This window comes from Streptomyces sp. NRRL F-5135 (assembly GCF_000719775.1).
GTDB classification, from domain to species: Bacteria; Actinomycetota; Actinomycetes; order Streptomycetales; family Streptomycetaceae; genus Streptomyces; species Streptomyces hebeiensis.
Map to the genome: position 1 here is coordinate 71,530 of NZ_JOHR01000009.1, position 15,243 is coordinate 86,772.

10 protein-coding genes and 1 pseudogene are annotated in these 15,243 nt (G+C 73.7%); 6 read left to right on the plus strand and 5 right to left on the minus strand.

Features of this window, described 5'->3' with window-relative positions; genetic code table 11:
- Positions 1 to 237: 237 nt before the first annotated feature.
- Both pepN (IG02_RS0117300) and IG02_RS0117305 read left to right on the plus strand, forming a co-directional pair.
- On the plus strand, positions 238 to 2,895 hold the full coding sequence (pepN, locus tag IG02_RS0117300) for an aminopeptidase N (RefSeq protein WP_030748187.1): 2,658 nt from the start codon (positions 238 to 240) through the stop codon (positions 2,893 to 2,895).
- 284 nt (positions 2,896 to 3,179) lie between these two features.
- The gene (locus IG02_RS0117305; protein ID WP_030748189.1) at positions 3,180 to 4,292 is read left to right on the plus strand and encodes a hypothetical protein; all 1,113 of its coding nucleotides are present in this window, start codon (positions 3,180 to 3,182) and stop codon (positions 4,290 to 4,292) included.
- 427 nt (positions 4,293 to 4,719) lie between these two features.
- Here IG02_RS0117305 and IG02_RS0117310 read toward each other — a convergent pair whose 3' ends face one another.
- Complete coding sequence (locus IG02_RS0117310; RefSeq protein ID WP_078854601.1) at positions 4,720 to 5,244, minus strand: NUDIX hydrolase; 525 nt, start codon at positions 5,242 to 5,244, stop codon at positions 4,720 to 4,722.
- Between the two features lie 379 nt (positions 5,245 to 5,623).
- Here IG02_RS0117310 and IG02_RS0117315 point away from each other — a divergent pair, with 379 nt between their 5' ends.
- The gene (locus IG02_RS0117315) at positions 5,624 to 6,652 is read left to right on the plus strand and encodes an aspartate-semialdehyde dehydrogenase (RefSeq protein WP_030748197.1); all 1,029 of its coding nucleotides are present in this window, start codon (positions 5,624 to 5,626) and stop codon (positions 6,650 to 6,652) included.
- 200 nt (positions 6,653 to 6,852) lie between these two features.
- On the plus strand, positions 6,853 to 9,432 hold the full coding sequence (pepN, locus tag IG02_RS0117320; RefSeq protein WP_030748200.1) for an aminopeptidase N: 2,580 nt from the start codon (positions 6,853 to 6,855) through the stop codon (positions 9,430 to 9,432).
- A gap of 264 nt (positions 9,433 to 9,696) precedes the next feature.
- Here the strand turns inward: pepN (IG02_RS0117320) and IG02_RS0117325 are convergent, their stop codons facing one another.
- The 3 genes from IG02_RS0117325 to IG02_RS0117335 are packed head-to-tail and all read right to left on the minus strand — an operon-like array spanning position 9,697 to position 12,575.
- Positions 9,697 to 9,936 (minus strand): hypothetical protein, encoded by a 240-nt coding sequence (locus IG02_RS0117325; RefSeq protein WP_030748204.1) that lies wholly within the window; start codon positions 9,934 to 9,936, stop codon positions 9,697 to 9,699.
- Between the two features lie 20 nt (positions 9,937 to 9,956).
- Positions 9,957 to 12,341, minus strand: a complete 2,385-nt coding sequence (malQ, locus tag IG02_RS39430; protein WP_030748207.1) for a 4-alpha-glucanotransferase — start codon at positions 12,339 to 12,341, stop codon at positions 9,957 to 9,959.
- Entirely contained in the window at positions 12,342 to 12,575 is a 234-nt protein-coding gene (locus IG02_RS0117335; RefSeq protein ID WP_030748210.1) for a hypothetical protein, read from the minus strand. It lies immediately after the preceding gene.
- A gap of 331 nt (positions 12,576 to 12,906) precedes the next feature.
- Between IG02_RS0117335 and IG02_RS43630 the strand changes: the two are divergent.
- Positions 12,907 to 12,996, plus strand: a pseudogene (locus tag IG02_RS43630) (TetR/AcrR family transcriptional regulator); the annotation flags it as partial.
- Positions 12,997 to 13,149: 153 nt separating this feature from the next.
- Here the strand turns inward: IG02_RS43630 and IG02_RS0117345 are convergent.
- Entirely contained in the window at positions 13,150 to 13,683 is a 534-nt protein-coding gene (locus tag IG02_RS0117345; protein WP_030748217.1) for an HNH endonuclease, read from the minus strand.
- Positions 13,684 to 14,077: 394 nt separating this feature from the next.
- Between IG02_RS0117345 and IG02_RS0117350 the strand changes: the two genes are divergently transcribed.
- A complete protein-coding gene (locus IG02_RS0117350) occupies positions 14,078 to 15,151 on the plus strand; it encodes a mechanosensitive ion channel family protein (protein ID WP_030748219.1) in 1,074 nt (357 codons plus the stop codon).
- The last annotated feature ends 92 nt before the right edge of the window (positions 15,152 to 15,243 follow it).

The following is a 15,243-nucleotide window of genomic DNA, read 5'->3' on the forward strand; positions in this document are numbered from 1 at the left end:
GCACGGACCGGTATCGCCGGGGGCGACGCCGCGTCCGCCGCGACCGACGGGTCGGTCACGGCGCGTCGCACACCCGCGTAGCGGAGAACGTGCCGGGCGATCCAGGGCATTCCCGCTCCGGGTCCGGCGAATGCCACGTGTCGGTGGGGCGTGCGAGGATCGGTTCCGGTCCGCGGCCGACCACCGGCCGGACAGGATCCAGCTGCGACGAGCCACAGAGGCCACAGAGGAGTGACCGTGCCCGGTGAGAATCTCTCCCGCGACGAGGCCCGCGAGCGGGCGGTACTGCTGTCCGTCGACGGGTACGACGTCGCTCTCGACCTGCGCTCGGCGGTCGGTGCCGGGCCGGAAGTCGGTGCCGGGCCGGAAGGGGACGAGCCGGAAGCCGGCGGGCCGGACGGTGACCGGCCGCGCACGTTCCGCTCGGTCACGACGATCCGGTTCCGCTGCGCCGAGCCGGGGGCGTCGACCTTCGCGGACCTGATCGCGCCCGAGGTGAGCGCGGTGACGCTGAACGGGGCGGAGCTGGACCCGGCCGCCGTCTTCGACGGCTCGCGGATCGCGCTGGCCGGCCTGTCGGCGGAGAACGTGCTGGTGGTGGACGCCCGGTGCGCGTACAGCCGGACCGGCGAGGGCCTGCACCGCTTCGTCGACCCCGAGGACGGCGAGGTCTACCTCTACACGCAGTACGAGCCGGCCGACGCGCGGCGGGTGTTCGCCAACTTCGAGCAGCCCGACCTGAAGGCGCCGTACACGTTCTCGGTGACCGCGCCGGACGGCTGGACGGTGCTCAGCAACGGCACCGCCGCGCGGGTCGAGCCGTCGGGCGCCGACGACGGGTGCTCGACCACGCGCTTCGCGCCGACGGAGCCGATCTCCACGTACATCACCGCCGTCGTGGCGGGGCCGTACCACTACGTGCGCGACCACTACAGCCGTGCGCTGCCGGACGGCACGACGCTGGAGATCCCGCTGGGCGCGCTCTGCCGCAAGGGGCTGGCCCGGTACTTCGACGCGGACGACGTCTTCGAGATCACCAAGCAGGGGCTGGACTTCTTCCACGACCGCTTCGACTACCCGTACCCCTTCGGGAAGTACGACCAGGCGTTCGTGCCCGAGTACAACCTGGGCGCGATGGAGAACCCGGGCCTGGTGACCTTCCGGGAGGAGTACATCTTCCGCGGTTACGTGACCCGCGCGTCCTACGAGCGCCGGGCGAACGTCATCCTGCACGAGATGGCGCACATGTGGTTCGGCGACCTGGTCACCATGGAGTGGTGGGACGACCTCTGGCTGAAGGAGTCCTTCGCGGACTTCATGGGCACGTTCTCGATGGTGGGGGCCACCCGCTTCACCGACGGCTGGACCACCTTCGCCAACAACCGCAAGGCGTGGGCCTACCGCGCCGACCAGCTGCCGTCCACGCACCCGGTCACGGCCGACATCCGTGACCTGGAGGACGCCAAGCTGAACTTCGACGGGATCACCTACGCCAAGGGCGCGTCCGTGCTCAAGCAGCTGGTCGCGTACGTGGGCGAGGAGGCGTTCCTGGAGGGCGCGCGGCGCTACTTCAAGCGGCACGCGTACGGCAACACCCGGCTGGACGACCTGCTCTCGGTGCTGGCGGAGACCTCCGGGCGGGACATGTCGGGCTGGGCGCGCTCCTGGCTCCAGACGGCCGGGCTCAACTCCCTCACCCCGCGGGCCGCCTACGGGGCGGACGGGCGCGTCACGGAACTGGCCATCCTCCAGGAGGCGTCCGCGACCCATCCCGAACTGCGCCCCCACCGGGTCGCGGTCGGGCTCTACCGGCGCACCGCGGGCGGGGGCGGACTGGCGCGGTACGCCCGTGCCGAGGTGGACGTCGACGGGGCGCGCACGGTCGTCACGGAGCTGGCCGGGGCCGAGCGGCCCGACCTGATCCTGGTCAACGACGAGGACCTGACGTACTGCAAGGCGCGCTTCGACGCCGGCTCGCTGGAGACCGTGCGGTCGCACCTGGGCGACCTCGCCGACCCGCTCGCCCGCGCCTTGTGCTGGTCCGCGCTGTGGAACATGACGCGGGACGCGCTGCTGCCGGCCAGGGAGTTCATCGACACGGTGATCGCCCACGCGGGCCGGGAGACGGACGTGGGTGTGCTCCAGACGCTGCACGCCTGGGCGAGGACGGCGCTGCACCGCTACACCGCGCCCGACCGGCGGGAGCACGGCGCCCGGCTGCTGGCCGGGAGCGCGCTGGCCCGGCTGCGGGAGGCCGAGCCGGGCAGTGAGCACCAGCTGACGTGGGCCCGTTTCTTCGCCTCGGCCGCCGCGTCGGACGAGGACTTCCGGCTGCTGCGGGGCCTCCTCGACGGCACGGACAAGATCGACGGGCTCACGGTCGACCAGGAGTTGCGGTGGACCTTCCTGGAGCCGCTGGCGGCGCGCGGGCTGGCCGACGAGGCGGCGATCGCGGCGGAACTGGCCCTGGACAACACGGCGTCGGGCAAGCGCCACCAGACGCGCTGCCTGGCGGCCCGGCCGTCGGCGGCCGTCAAGGCGCAGGTCTGGGCCCAGGTCGTGGAGTCGGACGCGCTGTCGAACGCGCTGGTGGGGGCGTCGATCGCGGGCTTCGCGCAGCCGGACCAGCGGGAGCTGCTCGCGCCGTACGCCGCGCGGTACTTCGAGGTGATCGAGCGGGTGTGGACGGAGCGGTCCATCCAGATCGGGATGGATGTGGTCCGGGGCATGTTCCCCGAACTCCAGGGCGACCGCTCGACGCTGGAGGCGTCGACGGCCTGGCTCGACGCCCACCCGCACGCGGCGCCGGCGCTGCGCAGGCTGGTACTGGAGGCGACGGACGACCTGGCGCGCGTGCTGCGCGGACAGGAGTGCGACCGGGCGGCGGCGGGCTGACGGATTCCGGGTGCCCGGCGGGTGGTTCCGGCCGCCCGGGTGAGTCGGATTTCGGCCGCCGCGCGCCGGGATCCGTTCGGCGCCGGCCGGCGCCGAACGGGCGCCACGCCGCGTACGAGCAGGTGACAGGGGTCCGACCGGGTGAAAGATGGTTGGCCGGGCGCCGGGAGGGGGATCCTGATCGGCGCTCGAACGCCCGTACTTTAGGGCGGTGTTGTCCGGTTTTGTCGACGAATTCGTAACAGGGGTTAGATGCCTGGTGAGGCTGGGGGAGATCACCGGACATGAACAACGACGCCCCCACTTCCCCCCACCTGCTCGGCGAACTCACCGGCGAGACGGGTGCGCGGGTCTACTCGCTCGCGCGGCTGCGCGAGCACGGTGTGCCGGCCGGCCGGGTCGCCGCGCGGTGCCGGCCCGGCGGCCCCTGGCAGCAACTGCTGCCGGGGGTCTACCTGTTGCACGCGGGCCTGCCGACGAGTGAGGAACGGCTGCGCGCGGTGCTGCTGTACGCGGGGCGGGCCGAACCGGCGCCGGTCCCGGCCCAGCCCTCGCCGTCCGGGGCGGACGGGGCCGGCGGGACGGCCGGGGCCGGGGTGGCGGCTTCGGCGGGCGGACCGGTGATGATCACGGGGCTCGCGGCGCTGGCGCTGCACGGCTTCTCGGCCACTCCCCCGCTGTCCTCGCTGCACCGGATCGACGTCCTGGTGCCGCGCACCCGGCGGCTGCGTTCCACGGGCTGCGCCCGTATCGTCCGCGCACGCGCGCTGCCCCGGCCCGAGCCCATCGGCGGGGTTCCGGTAGCGCCGGTGGTACGGGCGGTGGCCGACGCCGTCGCGGACCTGTCTGAGGCGGGCCCGGTGGTCACGCTGCTGACGGAGGCGGTACGCGGCGGGCACTGCGAACCGGCCGCGGTGGTCCGGGAGCTGCACCAGTCAGGACTGCTGGTGCGCCCGCACGTGGTGGCCGCGGTCGACACGCTGCTCGCGGAGGGACGGACGCTGGCCGAGGCGCGGCTGTACGAGATGGTGCGCGCCCACGGGCTGCCGGAGCCGCTGTGGAACGTCGACCTGAGGCTGCCGGGCGGGCCCGGCCTGGGCGCGGTGGACGCGTACTGGCCCGAGCAGGCCGTCGCGGTGGAGCTGGACACCCGGGCCCCGCACCCGGGCGTCCACTCGCGTACGGAGCCCACGGCGGGGCCGGATGACGAGGAGGCCCGGTGGTCGGCGACGGCCCGCAAGCGCGAGCACCTGGAACGCCTCGGCATCACGGTCGTCCATCTGACGCCGGCGAAGCTGCGGGAGTCGCCGGAGCAGCAGGCGACGGTGGTCCGTACGGCCCTGACGGCGGCGGAGGACCGGGACCCGGCGGCGTACGTGACCGTCCTCCCCCGGTGACCGGTGCGGCCCGGCGGCGTTCCGCGTGACCGCGCGGGGCGGGGTCCTGCCCGGCCGGCCCCCGGGCCGGCCCAGGCCGCCCCCGGCCGTACGGCGGCTCTACGGCGTATGGCTCCACGGGCATACGCCGGGGCCCGGACGCCACGGCCGGTGGCTTCCCGGTGGCCGGGTCACCGGGCCCGGGTGGGCGGCGCCCCCACCCGCCCCCACCCGCCCCCACGCCGGCCTCAGCCGGCCGTAACCTGGCGGGGCGGCCCGCCCACGGCCGCCGATCCGCGGCCACCGGCACCGCTCGTCCTACGCGGTGGCCCGGTGGCCCGGCCGACGCTGCCGCGCTCGGTGCGGCACGGCCCCGTCCGGGCCGGGTCGGTCGGGCCCGTTGGGCACGGTCCGGCACAGTCAGCGGCCTGTGCCCGCCGACCTGTGGTCAGCGGCCGGTGGCCGGGGCCGGCCCGGTGCCGACGGCGGGACCTTCGCCGCGCCCCGCGCGGTGCCCGTCCCCCTCGCCGACGACATGGCCGACGGGCGGCCGCTCGCGCCACAGCCGCAGGGCGACGTCGACCAGCTCGACCCGGTCGAGGCCGGCGACCGCGCCGAGCGGGTGCCAGGCCGCGAGATCGGTGGAGCCACCGGTCTCGGGCCGCAGCGTGCCGCCCGTGATCCGGCCCTCGTAGACGATCCGCAGACCCTGGAAGTCGGCGGACAGGCCCAGGGCGCGCGGGTAGCGGCGGCGGACCGAGTCCAGGCCGAGCAGCGCGGTGATCTCGGCGGTGTGGCCGGTCTCCTCCTCGACCTCGCGGACCACCGTGTCGCGGGGATCCTCGCCGTGCTCCATGCCACCGCCGGGGAGCGTCCAGCGCTTGGTGCCGTCGCGCGCCACCCAGCGGGCGAGAAGGATCTGTCCGTCCTGGACGCACACGGCGTAGGCCGCCACGCGCAGCTCCTGCTTCATCCCGGTCATCCCGTGAGGGTAGTCGGCACACCGTCCCGTGGAGGCCGGAACGGCGGGACGCCGGTCCAGGACGCGGGCGCCGGCGCGTACGGCCACGACGGCGTACGGGCCACGACGGCGCGCGGCGACCGGCTGCCGCGCCGTCGGACGCGCCGAGCCGATCGTCATATGGGTGACGGCAAGTCGCGGTGCGTGACGTCGGGCGGCGGAACAGACGGCCGGCCGCTACGGGCACATCCGTACGGACCGTGGCGCACGCCACGAGTGTGACGCGATCCGCACCGTCCCGACCAGCGGACAATGGATTGGACAAGCGAACCCCGGACAGACACATCATGAGGGAACGCGTTCCCGGGACAGTCGCGAGTGAGGAGCCCCAGTGAAGGTCGGAATCGTCGGAGCCACCGGTCAGGTCGGCACGGTCATGCGCAGGATCCTGGCCGAGCGGGACTTCCCGGTCACCGAGCTGCGCCTCTTCGCCTCCGCCCGGTCCGCGGGGTCCACCCTCGACTGGCGGGGCGCGCCCGTCACGGTCGAGGACGCCGCCGCGGCCGACTACACGGGGCTCGACATCGTGCTCTTCTCCGCGGGCGGTACCACGTCGAAGGCGCTCGCCGAGAAGGTCGCGGGACAGGGCGCCGTGGTGATCGACAACTCCTCCGCCTGGCGCCGCCACCCCGAGGTCCCGCTGGTCGTCTCCGAGGTGAACCCGCACGCGGTCAAGGACCGGCCCAAGGGGATCATCGCCAACCCGAACTGCACGACGATGGCCGCGATGCCCGTCCTGCGCCCGCTGCACGAGGAGGCGGAGCTGACGGCGCTGGTCGCCACGACCTACCAGGCCGTCTCCGGCTCCGGCCTCGCCGGGGTGGCCGAGCTGCACGGGCAGGCGCAGAAGGTCGTCGCCGAGGCGGACAAGCTGACGCACGACGGCGCGGCGGTGGACTTCCCGGCGCCCGCCGTCTACCAGCGCCCGATCGCGTTCAACGTGGTGCCGCTCGCGGGCTCCGTCGTGGACGACGGCCTGTTCGAGACGGACGAGGAGCAGAAGCTCCGCAACGAGTCGCGCAAGATCCTGGGAATCCCGGAGCTGAAGGTCTCCGGGACCTGTGTCCGCGTGCCGGTGTTCACGGGCCACTCGCTCCAGATCAACGCCCGCTTCGCCCGTCCCCTCGGCGTGGAGCGCGCGTACGAGCTGCTGGGGGACGCGCCGGGCGTGGAGCTGTCCGAGATCCCGACCCCGCTCCAGGCGGCGGGCAAGGACGCGTCGTACGTGGGCCGGATCCGCGCCGACGAGACGGTGGAGAACGGCCTGGCGCTGTTCGTGTCCAACGACAACCTGCGCAAGGGCGCGGCCCTGAACGCGGTGCAGATCGCCGAGCTGGTGGCGGCCGAGCTGACGGGCTGAGACGACGGCCGGCCCGGTCCTACGGGTCGGGGCGACCGGCCGAGAGGCGGAGCGGGGCCTTCCGGTGCGTCCGGAAGGCCCCGCTCCGCGGTTTTGGCGACCGCCCGGCGACCCCCGCGGCGGCGGGATATGCCACCGCACGGAGCGATCCGCCGTGGAAGGATGACCGGAAACGTCATGAACCGAGGAGATGAAACCGGGTGCCTGGCACAAATCTGACCCGCGAGGAAGCGCAGCGTCGCGCACGCCTCCTCACCGTCGGCTCGTACGGGATCGATCTCGATCTCAGCGGCGCGCAGGAGGGCGGCACGTTCCGGTCCGTCACCACCGTCCGCTTCGAGAGCGCGGAGGCCGGGGCGGAGACCTTCATCGACCTGGTGGCGCCCACCGTGCACGAGGTCGTCCTCAACGGCACGGCGCTGGACGTCGCCGAGGTCTTCGCGGACTCGCGGATCGCGCTCAAGGAGCTGCTCGAGGGTCCGAACGAGCTGACGGTCGTCGCGGACTGCGCCTACACCAACACCGGTGAGGGGCTGCACCGCTTCGTCGACCCGGTGGACGAGCAGGCGTACCTGTACACGCAGTTCGAGGTGCCGGACGCGCGGCGCGTGTTCGCCTCGTTCGAGCAGCCGGACCTCAAGGCCACCTTCCAGTTCACCGTGCGGGCCCCCGAGGGCTGGACCGTCGTCTCCAACTCCCCGACCCCGGAACCCAGGGACAACGTCTGGGTCTTCGAGCCCACGCCGCGCATCTCGTCGTACATCACGGCGCTGATCGTCGGCCCGTACCACTCGGTGCACAGCTCCTACGAGAAGGACGGGCAGTCGGTGCCGCTGGGCATCTACTGCCGTCCCTCGCTCGCCGAGTACCTGGACTCGGACGCGATCTTCGAGGTCACGCGGCAGGGCTTCGACTGGTTCCAGGAGAAGTTCGACTACGCGTACCCCTTCGCCAAGTACGACCAGCTGTTCGTGCCGGAGTTCAACGCGGGCGCGATGGAGAACGCGGGCGCGGTGACGATCCGCGACCAGTACGTGTTCCGGTCGAAGGTGACGGACGCGGCGTACGAGACGCGGGCCGAGACGATCCTCCACGAGCTGGCCCACATGTGGTTCGGCGACCTGGTCACCATGGAGTGGTGGAACGACCTCTGGCTGAACGAGTCGTTCGCCACGTACACCTCGATCGCCTGCCAGGCGCACGCCCCCGGCTCGCGGTGGCCGCACTCGTGGACGACGTTCGCCAACTCCATGAAGACGTGGGCGTACCGCCAGGACCAGCTGCCGTCCACGCACCCGATCATGGCGGAGATCCGCGATCTGGACGACGTGCTGGTCAACTTCGACGGCATCACGTACGCGAAGGGCGCGTCGGTGCTCAAGCAGCTCGTCGCGTACGTGGGCCAGGACGAGTTCTTCCGGGGCGTGCAGGCGTACTTCAAGGCGCACGCGTACGGCAACACGCGCCTGTCCGATCTGCTGGGCGCGCTGGAGGAGACCTCCGGGCGGGACCTGAAGGTCTGGTCGAAGGCCTGGCTGGAGACGGCCGGCATCAATGTGCTGCGGCCGGAGATCGAGCTGGACGAGTCGGGCCACGTGACGTCGTTCGCGGTCCTCCAGGAGGCGCCGGCGCTGCCCGAGGGCGCGAAGGGCGCGCCCGTGCTGCGGCCGCACCGGATCGCGATCGGCCTGTACGACCTGGACGCCGGCACCGGCAAGCTGGTCCGCACGCGCCGGATCGAGCTGGACGTGGACGGCGCGCGCACGGAGGTGCCGTTCCCGTCGGACACCCCGCGCCCGGCGGTCGTCCTGCTCAACGACGACGACCTGTCGTACGCGAAGATCCGCCTCGACGACGAGTCGCTGCGGGTCGTCACCGAGCACCTCGGCGACTTCACGGAGTCGCTGCCGCGCGCCCTGTGCTGGGCGTCGGCGTGGGACATGACGCGCGACGGCGAGCTGGCCACCCGCGACTACCTGGAGCTGGTGCTCTCCGGCATCGCGAAGGAGTCGGACATCGGCGTCGTGCAGTCGCTGCAGCGGCAGGTGAAGCTGGCGCTGGACCTGTACGCGGCGCCGGACTGGCGCGAGACGGGGCTCACGCGGTGGACGGACGCGACGCTGGCGCACCTGCGCTCCGCCGAGCCGGGCGGCGACCACCAGCTGGCGTGGGCGCGGGCGTTCGCCGCGACCGCGCGGACGCCGCAGCAGCTCGACCTGTTGCAGGGGCTGCTGGACGGCACGGAGACCATCGAGGGCCTGGCCGTGGACACCGAGCTGCGCTGGGCCTTCGTCCAGCGGCTTGCGTCGACGGGGCTGCACGACGAGGAGGAGATCGCCGCCGAGTACGAGCGCGACCGGACGGCCGCGGGCGAGCGCCACGCGGCGGCGGCCCGGGCGGCACGGCCGGACAGCGCGGCCAAGGCGGAGGCGTGGGCGTCGGTGGTGGAGAGCGACAAACTGCCGAACGCGCTCCAGGAGGCGGTCATCGGCGGCTTCGTCCAGACCGACCAGCGTGAACTGCTCGCGCCGTACGCGGAGAAGTACTTCGCGGCGGTCGCGGACGTCTGGGAGTCCCGCTCGCACGAGATGGCGCAGCAGATCGCGGTCGGCCTCTACCCGGCCGTCCAGATCTCCCGGGCCACGTTGGAGGCGACGGACGCCTGGCTGGCCTCGGCGGGCCCGAACGCGGCGCTGCGCCGGCTGGTGACGGAGTCCCGCTCGGGCGTCGAGCGCGCGCTCACGGCGCAGGCGGCGGACGCGGCGGCGGGGATCGCGTAGCGCTCAGGGGGTGCCCGGGCGGGGGTACGGGCCGCGGTCCCGGGTGCGTGCGGGAACTCGGGTCCGCGTACGGCCCGGGTACGAGCACGGGCCCGCGTACGAGGGCCCGTGCTCGTACGGGCCCGGGTGCGGTCTTTCGGGGCCGCGCCCGTGCCCCCGCCCGCCCCGTGGGCCAGGCCGGGCCACGTCACGGCGCCTGCCGCGGACATGCGAAAGCACCGCCCCGCACACCTGTGCCGGGCGGTGCCGCGAGGGCGCCGTGGGTCAGCCCTGCTGCTGGGGCTTGCGGGACTTGTCCAGGACCATCACCAGGCCGGCGATGACACCGAAGATCACCAGCGGGGCCACCACGAAGAGGCCGAGCGTCTCGACGACGCTCAGGCCCTGGCCCGGGTCGTCGCCGTCGTCCCGGGTGAGCGCGAGGGCCGGGGACGACATGAGCAGCATCATCAGCGTCGTACCGGCCGCCAGGGCGCCGGCGCGCAGAGCGTTCTTCTTGTCCACGGTGCAAACGTAGCGAACGCCTACACGGGACGCGCGCGCGGGGGTGCCGTAGCGGCCGGGAACACCTCCATCAGGCGGCGCAGCCGCGGTGCGGCCGCCAGGTCCTCCAGGGTCACCGGGCGGCCCTTCGCGTCCGCGAGGGGCAGTCGCCAGTTGGGGTACTGGTCCCAGGTCCCCGGCAGGTTTTGCGGCCTGCGGTCGCCCAGCGTGTCCGGCAGCCAGATGCCGACCATGCGCGCCGGGGTGCTCAGCAGGAAGCGGTAGACCGCGCGGATCGCCTCCTCTTCCGCCGTTTCCGCCTCACCGCCGCCGTCGCCGGCGTCCCCGGTGTCGTGGGCGTCCCCGGTGTCGTGGGCGTCCCCGGACAGCAGTCCCAGCCGGGCCAGGCAGGCGCGCCACTCGGCGGTCTCGGCCCGGTCGTCCGCCTGTTCCCGCTCCAGCGGGCGGGTGAGCAGGCCGAGGCGGTGCCGGAGCGCCACGTGCTCGCCCGTCAGCCGGGCGGCCGTGGACGGCAGGTCGTGGGTGGTTGCCGTGGCCACACAGCCCTCGCGCCAGCTCCCGGGCGGCAGCGGCCGCCCCGTGCCCGTCCAGTCCCGCTCGAACCAGAGCACCGACGTGCCGAGCACACCGCGCCGCTCCAGCGCCTCCCGCACACCGGGCTCGACCGTGCCCAGGTCCTCCCCTATGACGGCCGCGCCCGCGCGGTGCGCCTCCAGGACGAGGACGGCGAGCATCGCCTCGGCGTCGTACCGTACGTACGTTCCCCGGGTGGGGTTCTGGCCCTCGGGCACCCACCAGAGCCGGAACAGGCCCATCACATGGTCGATCCGCAGCGCGCCCGCGTGCCGCAGCAGTCCCCGGAGCAGCCCGCGGTACGGGGCGTAGGCCGACGCCGCCAGCACGTCGGGGCGCCACGGGGGCAGGCCCCAGTCCTGGCCGTGCGCGTTGAAGGCGTCCGGCGGGGCGCCGACGGACATGCCGGCGGCGAACACGTCCCGCTGCGCCCACGCGTCCGCGCCGTCCGGATGCACGCCGACGGCCAGGTCATGGACGATGCCGACGGCCATCCCGGCGTCCTCCGCCGCCCGCGAGGCGGCGCCGAGCTGCTCGTCGGTGAGCCAGGCCAGCCGGCAGTGGAAGTCGACCCGGTCCCGCAGCTCCCGCCGGGCCGCCGCCGTCCCGGCGGAGCGCGGGTCGCGCAGCGGCTCGGGCCACTCCCGCGGGCGCGGGCCGTGCGCCTCGGCGAGCGCGCACCACGTGGCGTGGTCCACCAGGGCCTGCCCCTGGGAGGCGAGGAAGTCACGGTAGGCGGCGTGGCGGCCGGGTCCGAGCGGGACGGTGGCGAGGATCTCCAGGGCCGCGCGCTTGAGCGCCCACACGGCGTCACGGTCGATGAGACCCGTACGGTCCGACGCGCCGGCCGCCGCGTCACCGGTCGCGTCCCCGGCAGCACCGGTCCCGACGTCACCGGTCGCGTCCCGGGCAGCACCGGTCCCGGCGTCACCCGTCATGTGCGCCGGCGCACCGGGCGCGCGCGTCGCGCCGCCGGATCCCTCCGCCGCGCCGCCCGGCGCGCCCGTGGCCAGGACCGACTCCCGCAGCGCCGCCGCCTTCTCCGCCAGCTCGTCCAGCCGCGCCCGGTCCGCGCCGCGTACGTACGCGTACTCCGGGATCGCCTCGACGCGCACGTGGACCGGATCGGGGAAGCGCCGGGAGGAGGGCCGGTAGGGCGAGGGGTCGGTCGGCGCGCCGGGGACGGCGGCGTGCAAGGGGTTGATCTGGACGAATCCCGCGCCCAGGGCGCGGCCCGACCAGGCGGCCAGTTCGGCGAGGTCACCGAGATCGCCCATGCCCCAGGAACGGCGGGAGAGCAGTGAGTAGAGCTGGACGAGGAAGCCGTGCGTGCGGGCCGGGGGGCGGGGTACGTGGCCGGGCGCGACGATCAGCGTCACCTCGGCCGTACGGCCGTCGGGGGCGCCGGCCGCCAGCCGGTGCACGCCGAGGGGCAGCCGGGCCCACGCGGCGGCCCGCGGACCGGGTCCCGCCTGCTCCTCGGCCTCCACCGGCACCGTGGCCCCGGCCTGCGGCAGCTCCACCCGCTCGCCCTCTTCCGTCGCCACCCGGAGGGTGGACCCGGGCGGGAGCGCGGCCAGCGCGGTCGGCAGCTCGGGGGCCGTACCGTCCTGGGCGCACCACACCACCAGCGTCGGGGGCAGCAGGCGGCTCGCCAGGGCGGATTTCGCGCGGGTCAGCGCGTCCGCCACCGCTTCGGGGGTGGACGCGTCGACGCCCAGCGCGGCCAGCACCGAGACGACGGTGTCGTCGGGCACCGGCACGGTCACGCCGGGTGAGGGTTCGTAGGAGGTTGCGACACCGTGCAGCTCGGCGAGCCCGGCCAGGCCCATTCAGACTCCTGGGGACTCCGTGCCGCCGGCCGTACCGGGCGCGGTCGGCTCACTGGTCAGCGGGGCGACGTCGGCGAGCGGGGGTTCGCTGGTGAGGGGTGCGTAGTCGGCGAGGGGCGGTTCGCTGGTCAGGGGTCCCGCACCGGGGTCGGCGAGCGGAGGCTCGCTGGTCAGTGGGGCGGGACCCCTCTGTTTGGAAAGCGCGGAGAGCAGGAGCTGAGCGGATGCCGCCATGACGGCGCCTCCTTCGGACGGGGAACAGGACACCTCAGCCCTACCCAGCGGTCGCCGAGGCAGACCCGTACAGCTGGTAAACGTGTGTTGAGTCACGTTCTGTTCCCTCTTCCTTCTCTCCCTCGCGACCTTCTCTCCCTCGCGACGGCGCGAGTCATGCCTGATCGGTGGGGCTCACGCCTGAACGGTGGGGCGGATGTTGATCTCGCCGATCTCGACGTCGCCGGGCTGCTCGACGGCGAAGGCCACAGCGCGGGCCACCGCCGAGGGGGAGATGCCCACGGCGTCCATCATCTGAACGAACCCCGTCGAAAGCGCCCTGGGGCGGCTGCTGGACGCCGGGAAGGCGGCCGGTTCCGTCCGCACGGACGTGGACGCCCACGGCGTCCTCCTGCTCATCGCCTACCTCGGCCGGCTCGACCGGAACGAGTGGAAGTCAACGGCACGGAGTCTGATGAGCGTCATCCTCGACGGCCTCCGCCGGCAGGACGGCGACGGCCGAGGCGACAGGACGACGGCGGGCGGCTGGGAGCGGGCGGGCGAGCGGGCTCCGGCCGGGTCCCCGCGGGACGGCTCAGCCGCGTCCGTCGATCCGGGCCAGCGCGTCCTCCGCTCCGTACGGCTGCAGGTACGGCAGCCACCGCGGGTCGCGGTGGCCCGTTCCGATGATCCGCCAGGCCAGTCCGGACGGCGGCGCCGGCTGGTGGTTCAGCCGCCAGCCCAGCTCCCGCAGGTGCCGGTCGGCCTTGACGTGATTGCAGCGGCGGCACGCGGCCACCACGTTCTCCCATGCGTGCTGGCCGCCGCGGCTGCGCGGAATGACGTGGTCGACGCTGGTGGCGACGCCACCGCAGTACATGCAGCGCCCGCCGTCCCGCGCGAAGAGCGCACGGCGGGTCAGGGGAACGGGCCCCCGGTAGGGGACCCGTACGAAACGCTTCAGCCGTACGACGCTGGGAGCCGGGATGACACGGGTCTCGCTGTGCATGAAGGCGCCGGACTCCTCCAGGCAGAGTGCCTTGTTCTCCAGGACGAGGACGAGAGCGCGGCGAAGCGGTACGACGCCGAGCGGCTCGTACGACGCGTTGAGGACCAGGACATGCGGCACGGATGCCTCCTTGTACGCCGGCGGCGCGTGGCTCGCGCCGGGACGATCTGCTCTCAGTCTCTCCTCATGCCTGGTCGAAACGCCACCACGTCCAGGTAACGGGCTCGAAGTGTTTTCGATCACATGATCGAACCGGGCGGGGGCGGCCTGCGGGCGACGCAGGGCGGCCGGGCGGCCGGGGCCCGGTCGCACGCGCGGGTCGACCGGTACGGACGGGTCCCGAGCGCGGGCGCGCACGACGGGGCGCGCGGACCTGCGCACCCCGCGGCGGAGCGGCGGACCCTACGTGAGTCGCGTCTCTCGGGCCCGCTACGGGACCGGCCCGGCCCGGCTCCCCCGTTAGTGTGGTTGGCCTGCCCGGCACCCGGCCCGGCAGCCTTCTGGAGGTTGTGTCGTGTCCTGGTCCGCCCCGCTCGCCGCCGGCCCCTCGTCCGACTCCGTCACGCTCGACGAGGCGGCGGACCGTGCGGGCGACGCCGCGAGCTGGGTCGAGGAGAACTGGGCCACGTGGCTGGGCATCGGGCTGCGCATCGTGCTCATCGTGGTGATCGCCCTCGTCCTGCGCCATGTGATCCGCCGCGCCCTGACCAAGCTCATAGACCGGATGAACCGCAGTGTCCAGTCGGTCGAGGGCACCGCTCTGGGCGGCCTCCTCGTCAACGCCGAGCGCCGCCGCCAGCGCTCCGAGGCCATCGGCTCCGTGCTCCGGTCGATCGCCTCGTTCCTGATCATGGGGACGGCGGCGCTGATGGTGCTGGGCGCGCTGAACATCAATCTGGCGCCCCTGCTGGCCTCCGCCGGTGTCGCGGGCGTGGCGATCGGTTTCGGCGCGCGCAACCTGGTGACCGACTTCCTCTCCGGGGTCTTCATGATCCTCGAGGACCAGTACGGCGTCGGTGACAACATCGACGCCGGGGTGGCCTCCGGCGAGGTGATCGAGGTCGGCCTGCGCGTGACGAAGCTGCGGGGCGACAACGGCGAGATCTGGTACGTGCGCAACGGCGAGGTGAAGCGGATCGCCAACCTCAGCCAGGGCTGGGCCACGGCCGGGGTCGATGTGGTGGTCCGGCCGACGGAGGACCTGGATCACGTCCGTACGGTCATCGCCGGCGTCGCCGAGACGATGGCCAAGGACGACCCGTGGAACGAGCGGCTGTGGGGCCCGATCGAGGTGCTCGGCCTGGATTCCGTCCTGCTGGACTCGATGACCGTGCGCCTGTCGGCGAAGACGATGCCCGGCCAGGCGCTGGGGGTGGAGCGCGAACTGCGCTGGCGGATCAAGCGCGCGTTCGACGAGGCGGGCATCCGCATCGTCGGCGGCATGGCCGGGGAGGCGCCGGAGGAGGAGCCCTCGGACCCGACGGCGGGCGTCTCCGCCCCGTCCGCCCTGTCCAGCCCGACGTCCCCGCAGTCGATGGCGGCGTCCCCGATAACGCCCGCGCCGCAAGGGACGAACCTCTCCAAGTGAATCGGGTACGCGACCGTGTCTCGACGGGCGGTCGCGTACCGACGCGTAACGGCGCCTCCGGGCGGGAACCGATCCCTCGTGTCCGGCGTATT